The organism is Micromonospora sp. CNZ296, from assembly GCF_007827635.1.
Genome location: NZ_VISW01000001.1, coordinates 737,578 through 749,524, shown reverse-complemented (window position 1 = coordinate 749,524; position 11,947 = coordinate 737,578). Strand labels below are relative to the sequence as shown.

Sequence of the window (11,947 nt, the reverse complement as noted above, 5' to 3'; positions counted from 1 at the left end):
GTCCACACAACCGCCCATGATCGACGGTGGCTGCACCCGTTCACACACCACACCAAGCCCCAGCTCAGCCAAGGTCAACATCCCCGGCTGGAGTATTAGGCCGGACGCCAGCGTGCTGAACAACGCCGGCACACGCCAATCGAAGAGAAAGCCGAAACCGCTCCGGGCTTCAGCCAGGAGGAGATCATCGCCATCGTCGAAGTATTCGGCGACCTCGTGAGCGCGCCCTGTGGAACGCCGAGCCGGAACACAAGCTGGAGGTCTACCGCAGCCTGGGCTGCGCCTGTCGTACGACCCGGAAACGCAAACGGTGCGGGCAAGTGTAGATCTTGCCACGCACCGTTGGGATTCGGTTTGTGTCCGAGGGGGGAATTGAGCACCTCCGCGTAGCACCCGAGACACAAAATAGGTGCTCATGCGATTAAGCCTAGCACTTCACGATGCGTAACATTACAGCTTGAGCTGGGCAGGAGCACCTCATCGGGCGGCTACCGCAAACCAATCCTGTTTACCTGTTCCCACGCCAGCGAGGCAGCTAATGCGGCGGAAGGATCGGTCGTAATAGGGACTGCCGAATCCAGGGCAGCGACTGGCTGATTGGGCAGGGTGCCCGCCACGGATCGGCTGGATGCCGAACTTCGACACCGCGTTCCTCGGGCGGCCGGCTGCGCTACTCGGCGAGCGCCTCATGGTATCTCCGGGTCCGGCAACGCTCGGCACGGGGTGGAGGGCTCGGTGGAGATTGCCACCTCATCCGCGGCAGGGCCTGCCGACGGCGCGTCGCGGGCCGTTCGGCCCTGGCCCGGGCGCGCCGGCGGCGGGAGCGTGAGGCTGTGTCGGACACGGTGCTGGTCGTCGAGGACGATCGGGAGTTGCGGGACGTCGTACGCCGCTACCTGGAACGGGCCGGGCACGCCGTGCACACCACCGGATCGGGTGCGGAAGCGCTGAGCCGTCTGGCCGCCGGCGGGGTCGACCTCGTCGTGCTGGATCTGGGCCTGCCGGACGTGGACGGCTTGGAGGTGCTGGCCGCCGCCCACGACGGTCCGCAGGTGCCGGTGGTGGTGCTGACCGCGCGCAGTACGGTCGAGGAGCGCATCGACGGGTTGCGCCGGGGCGCCGATGACTACGTCACCAAGCCGTTCAGCCCAACCGAGTTGGTGTTGCGGGTGGAGGCCGTGCTGCACCGTACCCACGGCACAGCCGGCTCCGTCGCTTCGGCTTGCTTCGGAGGTGGCCGGCTGCGGCTGGACGAGCAGCGCCACGAGGCGGTGCTGGACGGTGATCGGCTGGATCTGACCCCCACCGAGTGGGGACTGCTGACCACGCTGGCCGCCGCCCCGGGCCGGGTGTACTCCCGGTACGAGCTGATCAACCGGGTCCGGGGGTACGAGTTTCCCGGGTACGAGCGCACCATCGACTCGCACGTGAAGAACCTGCGCCGCAAGCTCGGCCCGGACGCCGCCGGCGTGGTGGAGACCGTCCTGGGCGTTGGTTACCGGCTGGGCTGGACCCGTGACCGCTGAGCTGTCGCGGCCGAGCAGCCGGGGGCGGCGGCCCCTGTCCGGCCCGCTGGGCCGGCGGCTGCTGGCCGCGTTCGTGCTGGTCGCGCTCTCCTCGGTGGCGGTGCTCAGCATCGCCGCGCTGGTGGCCACCAACCGCGGGCTCGCCAGCGCCCAGCAGGCCGAGCGGCAGCAGGTCGCGCGAAGGGTGGCGGCGGCGGCCGGTGCCGCGTACGCCCGGGCCGGGAGCTGGACCGGCGCGGAGTTGGCGCAGGCCGCGGCGTTGGCCGACGGCGCGGGCGCCCGCCTGGTGGTGCTGCAACCCGACGGCGGCATGGTGTGGCCCGGCCGCGGCATGGGCCCCATGGACGGCATGCACACCAGCACCGGCACGGTCGTGGAGGCGCCGGTCACCGCCGGCGGGCAGCGGGTCGGCACCGTGCGGCTGGCCTTCACCGCTGCGGCGGCCAGCGGCCGCGGCGTGGCCTGGTCGTGGATCGGCGGTGCCGCGCTGGTCGCACTTGTCGCGGCGCTGCTGGTCAGCGCGTATGTGGTCGGCCGGCTGGCCCGGCCGTTGGTCGCGCTGGCCGCCGCCACCCGTCGCTTCGCGGCCGGTGATCACACCGCCCGGGCGGCGGTGTCCGCGCCGGGCGAGCTGGGCGAGGTGACGCGCGCCTTCGACACGATGGCCGAGGAGGTGGTACGCGCCGAGCGGGTCCGTCGGCAGTTGGCCGCCGACGTGGCCCACGAACTGCGCACCCCGCTGGCCGCCCTGCAGGCCGGCCTGGAGGAACTGCGGGATGGGCTGCGCCCGGCCGACCCGCAACGGCTTGCCGCCCTGCACGACCAGACCCTGCGTCTCGGCCGGGTCGTCGAGGACCTCGCCGACCTGTCCGCCGCCGAAGCCGCCGTGCTGTCCCTGCACCCCGTCGACACCGATCTGGCCGCCGTGGCCCGCGCCGCGCTCGCCGCCCAGCACCCGCGGCTGGATGCCGCCGGCTTGACCGTCATGCCCGATCTCGACCGGCCGGTCCCGGTCCGGGCCGATCCGGACCGGCTGCACCAGGCCGTCACGAACCTGCTGGCCAACGCCGCCCGCTACTGCCGCCCAGGCGACCGGGTCGACCTGTGGGCGCGCGTCGAGACCGGCGAGGCGCTGCTCACCGTGGCGGACACCGGTCCCGGCATCCCGGCAGAGGAACTTCCCCACGCTTTCGAACGGCTCTGGCGCGGCCGGGACGCCCGGCACATCGCCGGCAGCGGCATTGGGCTGGCTGTCGTCCGCGAGCTGATCACCGCGCATGGCGGTGCGGTCGCGCTGGAATCACCCCCGGGCGGCGGGCTCACCGTCACCATCCGCCTGCCGGCCCGGCATCCGGCCGCCGCTGGTTGACCCGGCGATGAGCACCGAGGCCGGCAAGGTGTGTCGGGAAGGCCCTGCGCCCCGGCGGACGGCGGTGCCGGCTTTCGGCCGGCACCGCCGCGGTCGTGGGGTTGGGGTCAGGTCCAGCGGGTGAACGCGGCCAGGTGTCGCTCGGAGGCGGCGAGCAGGTTGGTGTAGACCTGCGTGACATCCGGGGCGGACAGGCCGGTCAGCGCGGCCTTCAGGTCGGCGATGTCGGTCTGCTCGACCTTCTTGCCGACTCCGAGGGCGGCCGTCTGGCTGGCGTTTCCTTCAGCGAGCAGCTTGTCGTACGTGGCCTGCACGGCCGGGTCGCTGAACTTCCCGTCGGTCGTGCCCGCGGTCGGGTCGGCCACGCCGTAGCGCTGCAGCAGGGTCCGCACCGTGGTCAGGTGTTGGGCCTCGGAGTTGGCGATGTGGTCGAAGACCGCCAGGTCGTACGTGGTGCCGAGGGCCCCGTACAGGTCGTGTGCCAGCTTCTCCTCCTGCGCCATCGCGGCCAGGGTGCTCTTCTGCGCGTCGGTGAGCGTGCCCTGCTGGGCGGTGACCGACAACGCGGCGCACCTGCCGCCCCGGGCCATCGCGCCCGAGCCCATCGGGCCGGTGGCGCCGTCGCGGGTGCCATAGCCCATGCCACCGCCCCAGCCTGGACCCGGCGTGGCAGTGGCTGCCGGCCGGTCGAAGGGCCCGGCGCCGGCCAGCGCCGGCGCGGCGATCGCCACCCCACCAAGGCCCAGCGCGCCCGCTGCTACCAGGATCACCGTCCGGCGGGTCGTTGTTCTCATCTCGTCCTCCTTCATCGGTGCCGACACCACCACCGTGGCGCCGCGGGGTGCGGCTGCCGTGGAGACGGTGTGGAGGCGACATGGAGAACGCCAGCGCCGGGGCGGTGAACGGCGAGTGCCCCTGCACATCGAGCCAGGGATGGAAGTGGTCGCTCATCTCGACGAAGTCGAAACCGGCCTCCTCGGCCCGCATGGCCTGGCGGAGCAGTTTCCTCGGGCCTGAACCCCCTCGCCGGACAGCTTGTACCCGAACTGCATGTTTCATCCCGCTCTGGAGGGCTACCTACTCCTTGTCAGGGAATGCGCAACCCGGACGGCGATATCGGAAAGCCGCCCATTTCGTCCGACCGGTCGCCGGGAGGGGAAATCCTCCGTCGCCGCCCTGGCGGTGCCTGGCGTGCGGACCGACGGGCGAACAGCGGCGGGACGACGACGAACGAGGGAGCAACCATGGATCGACCCCCCAGCCCCGTACGACCCCCCGGTGAGTCGACGAGCCTCTGGCACCAGGGCCTGTCGCTCGGGTCGAAGGCGTTGCAGGACACCGCGCCGCTAAAGGGGTTCGACGCGTACGTCGTCGGGTTCCACCCGGCCAAGGACGACCCGTCCATGCAGATGGAGGCGCACCACTACTGTCGGCAGGTCAACGACGACTTCCTGCAGTGCGTGCTTTTCGACGGCAACACCGCCGAGGCGAACCTCATCGGCATCGAGTACATCGTCTCCGGACGCCTGCACGACACCCTGCCCGAGGCGGAACGCCGCTACTGGCACCCGCACAACTACGAGGTGCTCGGCGGGTCACTCATCGCGCCCGGGCTGCCGGAGCCAGCCGAGCGGGCGCTGATGGCCATGCTGATGAACAGTTACGGCAAGACCTGGCACACCTGGCACACCGGCCGCCTCGACGCCCGCCCCGGTGATGCGCTGCCGCTGGGCGACCCGATGCTGATGTGGTCCTTCAACCGGGACGGTCAGTGCGACCCCGCCCTGGAACAGCACCGCAACCAGGCGATGGGGGTGGACCGGACCGACAAACGGCACTCCCGCTCCGGGCTGCTCGACAGCGCCCGTCCGCAGGACGGAGTCGCCCTGCTCGACGGCGCCTTCCCGCAGAGCACACCGGTTCCCGGGGTGGTGGACCGGCGCACCGGGCGATAGCCGCGAGCGGACCGGCGGGACGCTCTTCCGAGCGCCCGGCGGGAGTGGCTACAAAGCTGGCCCGACGTCGGCCCCGAAGGCGCCGTAGTGAAGCACCGGGACAGCCGGTACGAGCCGGGGCGCCGCGGTTGGCGCAAGATCCGCGCCCACCACGCGGGGAAACTGATCGCACCGGCAAAGACAGGCCGTTGCTGGCCGCCCACATCCAGATGCCCTCGGCAGCGAGCACCAGACCGACGACCGCGTTGAGCCCGCGCAACCGCCGGTAGAGGTCCCGCCCCGCCCCCGCTTGGTGTCCAATGGGCGCCACGATAGGTACCTCACCCGGCCGGCTGCCGGGGTTTGGAACAGGTTCCACCACCCACTTCCGAGGGCACGTCGACTGGACGCCCAGCACTCGGTGAAAGCGCTGTTTCCTCGCGACGCAACTGTCGGATGCATTCGAACCCGTCGAGCCCCGGCGGGCAGCACCCGCTGCGGCACGGTCGCGGCGACGAGAATTACCATCGCGCCCCACAACGTGGGCGCGGTCAACAACAGCGACCGCACCCATGGCCGGTCCGACCCCACAACGGTCACGAGAACGCTGACCACGGCTTGGACCGGTACCAGGCGGCGAACGCGTACGGGTCGGAGCCTGCCCGCCCGGCCCGTTCGACACGGCCGGGGGTCCGATACGGGCGGCAGCTTTTGGACCGGCGGCCCCGGGCCAGCAACACCGCGCCCTGGGCGGGCGCTGCTACGTGCCGTACAGCAGATCCGCCGCGCAACGTTCGCCCGGAGTTTCGTCGGGCCACGTGCGCCGCCGCGATGAGCAGCGGCACCAGCACCTCACCAACTCGGCGGCAGGGTTATCAGGTACGGCGACCGATCTTTCCCCGGCCGTCCGCGCGGCGATTGGCTGGTCTTCGTTGTCGTAGCTGTCGTGATGCATCCGGCGGCAGGGGCGTTTGTGCTGGTGAGCCGGCGAAGGCGGTCGTAAGGCACGGAGAGCGGAGTACACCCGCCCGAGCCGGGGCGGGGTGGCGCCGCAACCGACACACTCTGCTAGTAAGGAGTCGTGCCGGAACTCGACTCTCCAGGGATGACGCGAAGCGACGCCGAACGGAACCGCCGGATCCTGCTGAACGCGGCCGCCGAGGCCCTCGCGGAGAATCCCGGAGCCTCGATAGCGCAGGTCGCGCGGACCGCCGGCCTCGCTCGCGCAACGGTCTACCGTCATTTCCGCACCCGACAGGACCTGCTGGAGGCGATGCGCGCCGAAGCGTTGGTCAGCGCCGCCGAGGCGATCGCCGGGTCGCGGCTCGACGAAGGGGATCCCCTCGACGCGCTCCGCCGCGCCGTGGATGCCCTAGCGTCGCACGGCGTACGCTTCCGGGCCCTGCTCGTCGAGGGCGCCGAGCTGGATCCCACCTTTTTGCAGGGGCGTGCCGAGGTGCTCGCCCCCCTGCACGAGGTGGTCCGGCGGGGACAGAAGGCGGGGTTGATCCGCCCCGAACTGCCGGCCCAGTGGGTGGTTACGGCGATGGCCGCGCTGCTGGCCGCGGGCGTCCGCACGCTGGCCAGCGGTACCGATCACCGCACCGTGGCCAATCTGATCTTCGAGACCCTCACCGACGGCGTCGGCACCCACCCCTGAGGGGTGCAAGGAGGGCCTTCGTTATCGCTTCCGGTAGCGCAGGGGGCCACTGTCAACAGCGTCGGGCCGGTGCGCGCTGCCTCCCGTAGGGTGCGGCCGACCGGATACGCGGGCGACGGCCCAGATATGAAGAGGGCCGCTGGTGGGACCGGGTCAAACTCCGGCCAGAGGATAGTTGCTCGCACTGGCCGTCGATCGGTGCTCGGCCACCGGATCCCGGCGGGGTAGGCCAACACCTGTACCGTCTGCGCGGCTCCGGTAAGCGTCATGTCCTGCCACCCGTCGATCTGCTTGAGCGCCTGGAGGACGCCATCGCGGCGTACTCCGGGTCCGTGATCCGCTCGAGTGACACCCGCCCGCGCGCTGTGCCGGTACGCCAGGGTTGTCGCCGCCACCTTTGGCCCGGCGGGCGGGGAGCGGCGTGTCGCGCCTTCGTGCAGGTAGGCGCCCCGGCCGAGTGGCCGTTGCCGCCGTCGCCGTCGTGGCGGTGGTGAGCGCGGTCGGTGCGGCCGTTCAGATCTTGCGAATCGGGCTTGGCGGGTCGGAAGCCGCCTGTTCGGAGGTCCAAACCGGGGGAGATGATCTTCTCTCCAGAAAACTAGACTCCTGTGTCTCACTTAGGCTACGGTTGCCGCCGGCAGTCACCTCCCCGACCACTGCCTGGAGGAAGGAAAAAGTGACTTTCGAACGCGGTATCCCAAACGTCCCGCAGGCCCGTACCCGAATCGTTCTGCAGCATCAGCCGCAGCCGGCGCAGGACGTGGAACCCCAGGTTGACGTCCTGGTCGTCGGCGCCGGTCCGACCGGTCTGACCGCGGCGTCCGAAGCGATCCGACACGGCCTGACTGTCCGGATCATCGAAAGCAAGTCCTACCGCTCCACCTTCTCGAAGGCTCTTGTGGCCCATGCCCGGACGCTCGAGGTGTTCGAGACGATGGGAATCGCCGACGAGATCCTCGCCGAAGGCACCAGGTTCGCGGCCCTGAACACCCACGCCGGGCGCCGGCGCCGCGCCGTCCGCGTCAGCTTGCTCGATCAGCCCTGGGGCGACACCGCCTATCCGTTCTGGCTGTCCATCCCCCAGTACGCGACGGAACGCATCCTTGAAGACCACCTCAACGCGCTCGGCGGCGAAGTCGAGTGGCAGACCACCCTCGATCGCCTCCAGGACCGTGCCGACCACGTCGAAGCGACGCTGACCCGCGCGGACCGCGAAGACGAGGTGGTACGCGCTCGCTGGGTGGTCGGTGCCGATGGCGGACGCAGCCGGGTACGCGAGCAGGTCGGCCTGCGGCTGGACCGCTCGGACGCGGGTGCCACGTTCGTCCTCGCGGACGTCAAGACCAGCGCGAACCTGACCGAGGACGAGGGACACGTCTTTCTCCACCCGGCGGGACTGCTGCTGATCGTGCCGATGCCGGAGCCCCGCCGCTGGCGGATCATCGCCCACGTACCGACTCCCCCGGCGGACGCGCCGCTCACCATCGACGCCGCCTTCCTGGATGAGCTGATCCGGGAACGCTCGGGGATCGAGTTCGGCAGCCACGACGTCGTGTGGGAGTCGCAGTTCAACTTGAGCCACGGCGTTGCCGATCACTACCGCCGTCGGCGGGTGTTCCTCGCCGGCGACGCGGCGCACGTCCACAGCCCCGTCGGCGGGCAGGGCCTCAACACCGGGGTGCAGGACGCGCACAACCTGCTCTGGAAGCTAGGCCTCGCCCGACGGATGGACGCCGAGGCCGCTGAGCGGCTGCTCGACAGCTACGAGGCGGAGCGCCGTCCGATCGGCCACGCGATGGTCCGGGGCACCGCCCAGGTCACCCGAATCCTGACGACCCGAGGGAGTCTGATCCGAACGGTGGTGGGTGCGATGGCGCCAGCGGTCATCCGACGCTCCGCCGTCCAAGCCCGACTCGGCCGCAACGTCGGCATGCTCGACATCGCATACCCCGACAGCCCGATCGTGCCCGCCGCGGCGGTCCCAGCCGGCGCCGGCCGGCGCATGCCGAACCCGGAACTGCGGGCCTGCGGCCGGCTCTATGAGCGACTGGACCGCACCGGCCACACCTGGGTGGTACGAGGAGCCGCCGGCGAAACGACCCCGGACCCGAACCATCCCCGATGGAACGGCCTGCCGCTGGTTCACGTCACGGACGACGCACTGCTCCATCACGTGGACGGTGTGGCGCAAGTAGCGCTCGTCCGCCCCGACCGCTACATCGCCGCAGCCGGGGACACCCCGGAGGGCGTCTGGTCCCAGGTGGACGGCCGGCTGATCCCCGCTCCGGACGTCGCGGCCGGTACGCCAGCCACGAGCGACTGACCGGCACCATTCTCGTCCACACCCATCCACTGGCTTGGCCCTGGCAGAACTCTGACAGCGGCGTGCCCGCGCGTCTGCTACGGCGCCGCCTCGACGCCCTCGAACGCTAGATCGAGCAGGAGTGCCACGTGCGGCGCGACGTCCGCCGCTCGACCCTCGGCCCAGTCACGCATGGCGGCCTCGAAGGTCCGCGCGATGTGCGCGGTGATCAGCGCCGCAGGGATGTCGGTGCGAAGGGCTCCGGCTGCCGCGCCCTCCTCGATCATTCGGTCCACCACCTCGAGGACGGGCGGGCGGGCTCCCTGGCCCAGCAGGGCGGCATGCCGGATGGGAAGGGTGTAGACGAATCTGGCGAGCTGCTCGTTGGTCACCATCCGGGCCGCGGCGCCGATCAGGAGCTCCCGGATCCGAGGCAGCGCTTCGGCGGCTGGTCCCGGCGGCGCGGCCACGGGCTCCCGGCCGAGCAGCCGGGCGAACAGTTCGGCGAGGATCTCTTCGCGCTCGGAGAAGTGCTTGTAGAAGGTGGCGCGGGAGATGCCGGCCGCCTTGGCGATGTCCTCCACCCGTACGCCGACGTAGCCGCGTTCGACGAACAGCCGCAGCGCGGTGTCCAGCAGCTGGTCGCGGGCCCGTTCGCGCAGGTCGGCACCGACAGGGCCGAAGCCGGGCGGGCGTACGGCCATCTGATCCTCCAAGCCAGTCGCGCGGTCCGGAGCACGCCTTGACGGTCAACTGACCACGAATCTACGCCAGCCAAGTCCCTGTTCCGCCGTCGCCCCTTGGCGGGACTACTACTCGAACACGCGCGTATCGTTTGTTTAGACACGTGTCTTGTTTCGGACATCCCTTTCCCGGGGAGTGCGGCGTCTGCCGCACCCCCGTCCCGTTCAGGAGGTTCAGCCTTGCTTGCTGCTCTCGGTAGGTTTTCGGTACGACACCGCTGGCTGGTGGTGGTCACCTGGGCTGTGGTGCTGGCCGGCGCGCTAGCAGGCGGCCACCAGTACGGCGGATCGTTCACGAACGACCTGACGCTTTCGAACACCGACTCGCAGGCGGCGTACGACACGCTGCGGGAGCGGTTCCCCGACATGTCGGGCGACGGCATGCAGGTGGTCATCCACAGCGACGGCGGGGTGACCTCGCCCGAGGTCCAGCGCGCGGTCGACGGCGCGCTGGCGGACGTACGCGCCGACTCCGACGTCGCCGCCGCGCAGTCCCCGTACGGGCCCGGCCAGCGCCTGGTCTCCGACGACGGCCGGACCGCCATCGCCACGGTGCAGTTCACCGAACGCGCCAAGGACATCCCGGAGGGCGCGGTCGAGCAGGCGCAGGCATCGTTCGACCCGCTGCGCGACCAGGGCCTGGAGGTCGAGTACGGCGGCCCGGCCGTCCAGACGGAGTCCGGCCCCTCGGGTAGCGAGGTGTACGGGCTGATTGCCGCGGTCGTCGTCCTGCTGGTCGCGTTCGGGTCGCTGTTCGCCATGGTGGTGCCGATCGTCACGGCCCTGATGGCGCTGGGCCTCGGCCTGGCGGTGATCGAACTGCTCACCAACTGGGTGACGATCGGCACCTCCGGTCCGGTGGTCGCCGCCATGATCGGGCTCGGGGTCGGCATCGACTACGCGCTGCTCGTGGTCACCCGCCACCGAGAAGGACTTGCGCAGGGTCAGGACCCGGCCGAGTCGATCGAGCGGGCGATGAAGACGGCCGGGCGGGCAGTCCTCGTCGCCGGCGCCACCGTCATCGTCGCGATCCTCAGTCTCTACCTGATCGGCATCCCGTTCGTCTCCGCGCTCGGTCTGGCCAGCGCCGTCACCGTCGCGGCCACGCTGCTCGCCGCGGTGACCCTGCTGCCCGCCCTGCTCGGGATCTTCGGCCGCAAGCTGGACCGGCTGCGGGTCCGGCGCATCCGCTTCGACCACGGCAGCGACCGGGAGAGCGGCTGGCACCGCTGGGCCCGCGGAGTGCAACGCCGGCGCTGGCTCGCGGTACCGCTGGCCGCCGCGCTCCTCGTCGTACTCGCCCTTCCGCTGGCCTCGCTGCGGCTCGGCACCGGCGACGGTGGCTCCCAGCCGGCGGAGTCCACCCAGCGCAAGGCGTACGAGCTGGTGGCCGAGGACTTTGGTCCCGGTATGACGGGCCCGCTGCTGGTGACCGTCGACTACCCCTCCGGCACCTCCCCGCAGCAGGTCCAGCAGGCCAGCGCCGAACTGCGCGCCGACCTGATGGCGACCGACGGGGTGACGCAGGTGTCCCCGCCGCGCATCGACCCGGAGGGCCGGACCGCGGTGCTGACCGTGGTACCGACCGGCTCGCCCGACGACGAGTCCACCGAACACCTGGTGCACCAACTACGCAGCGACGTGCTGCCCGGGGCCGCCGACGGCGCCGAAGCCCACGTGGGCGGCGCGACGGCCACCAGCATCGACCTGGCCGACAAACTCGACGAGCGGATGCTCTGGTTCATGCTGCTCGTGGTCGGCCTGGCCTTCCTGGTCCTCCTGGTCGAGTTCCGCTCCCTGCTGGTCCCGCTCGTCGCGGTCGTGATGAACCTGCTCGCCGTCGGCGCCGCGTACGGCCCGGTGGTGGCGGTCTTCCAGTGGGGCTGGTGGCCCGCCGGACTCATCGGCTCCCAACCCGGCCCGGTCGAGTCGTTTGCCCCGGTGATGCTCTTCGCCGTCCTCTTCGGCCTCTCCACCGACTACGCGGTGTTCCTGCTCAGCCGAGTGCACGAGGAGTACAAGCGGACCGGTGACGCACGGCGTTCCATCGTCACCGGCATGGGCGCCACCTCGCGCGTGATCATGGCGGCGGCGTCGGTGATGGTGGTGGTCTTCGCCAGCTTCGTCCTCAACGACCAGCGCACCGTCAACCTGTTCGGGTTCGGGCTGGCGACCGCGATCGCGATGTACGCGCTCGTCGCCATGCTCGTACTGACCCCGGCGCTGCTCGCCATCCTCGGCCGGGCCGCCTGGTGGATGCCGGGCCGGAAGCGTCGGCGATCCGCCGGCGCGCAGGCGGGGTCGCCGGCGGAGCTGGCAGAAACGCGGGGTGAAGCCGATCCTCGGGCACTGCGGGAGGCCGCCAACGGGTCGGGTTCCGCTGCCTGATCCTTCCCGCAACCCCTGTTGGGGC

At 70.9% G+C, this 11,947-nt stretch carries 8 protein-coding genes; 6 read left to right on the top strand and 2 right to left on the bottom strand.

Features of this window, described 5'->3' with window-relative positions; all coding sequences use genetic code 11:
* The first annotated feature begins 833 nt into the window (after positions 1–833).
* Complete coding sequence (locus FB455_RS03500; protein WP_162881566.1) at positions 834–1,526, top strand: response regulator transcription factor; 693 nt, start codon at positions 834–836, stop codon at positions 1,524–1,526.
* A complete protein-coding gene (locus FB455_RS03495; RefSeq protein WP_225319523.1) occupies positions 1,516–2,895 on the top strand; it encodes a HAMP domain-containing sensor histidine kinase in 1,380 nt (459 codons plus the stop codon). Before FB455_RS03500 ends, FB455_RS03495 begins: the two co-directional genes overlap by 11 nt.
* Before the next feature lie 107 nt (positions 2,896–3,002).
* On the opposite strand, the gene FB455_RS03490 is transcribed toward FB455_RS03495, so the two are convergent.
* Positions 3,003–3,689, bottom strand: a complete 687-nt coding sequence (locus FB455_RS03490; protein ID WP_091332239.1) for a ferritin-like domain-containing protein — start codon at positions 3,687–3,689, stop codon at positions 3,003–3,005.
* A 450-nt stretch (positions 3,690–4,139) separates the two neighbouring features.
* Between FB455_RS03490 and FB455_RS03480 the strand changes: the two genes are divergently transcribed.
* From FB455_RS03480 to FB455_RS03470, 3 genes are all read left to right on the top strand, one after another.
* Entirely contained in the window at positions 4,140–4,850 is a 711-nt protein-coding gene (locus FB455_RS03480) for an OBAP family protein (RefSeq protein ID WP_091331291.1), read from the top strand.
* 1,060 nt (positions 4,851–5,910) lie between these two features.
* A complete protein-coding gene (locus tag FB455_RS03475) occupies positions 5,911–6,489 on the top strand; it encodes a TetR/AcrR family transcriptional regulator (protein WP_141722618.1) in 579 nt (192 codons plus the stop codon).
* Between the two features lie 628 nt (positions 6,490–7,117).
* Complete coding sequence (locus FB455_RS03470) at positions 7,118–8,812, top strand: FAD-dependent monooxygenase (RefSeq protein ID WP_176739797.1); 1,695 nt, start codon at positions 7,118–7,120, stop codon at positions 8,810–8,812.
* 77 nt (positions 8,813–8,889) lie between these two features.
* Here the strand turns inward: FB455_RS03470 and FB455_RS03465 are convergent, their stop codons facing one another.
* Complete coding sequence (locus FB455_RS03465) at positions 8,890–9,495, bottom strand: TetR/AcrR family transcriptional regulator (RefSeq protein WP_091331287.1); 606 nt, start codon at positions 9,493–9,495, stop codon at positions 8,890–8,892.
* 219 nt (positions 9,496–9,714) lie between these two features.
* Here FB455_RS03465 and FB455_RS03460 point away from each other — a divergent pair, with 219 nt between their 5' ends.
* The gene (locus FB455_RS03460) at positions 9,715–11,922 is read left to right on the top strand and encodes an MMPL family transporter (RefSeq protein WP_145752124.1); all 2,208 of its coding nucleotides are present in this window, start codon (positions 9,715–9,717) and stop codon (positions 11,920–11,922) included.
* The last annotated feature ends 25 nt before the right edge of the window (positions 11,923–11,947 follow it).

What these genes read in the sequence shown, in the direction of transcription:
- FB455_RS03480 (WP_091331291.1), top strand. Translation starts at nt 4,140, where the DNA reads ATGGATCGACCCCCCAGCCCCGTACGACCCCCCGGTGAGTCGACGAGC.
- FB455_RS03490 (WP_091332239.1), bottom strand. Translation starts at nt 3,689, where the DNA reads ATGAGAACAACGACCCGCCGGACGGTGATCCTGGTAGCAGCGGGCGCG.
- FB455_RS03465 (WP_091331287.1), bottom strand. Translation starts at nt 9,495, where the DNA reads ATGGCCGTACGCCCGCCCGGCTTCGGCCCTGTCGGTGCCGACCTGCGC.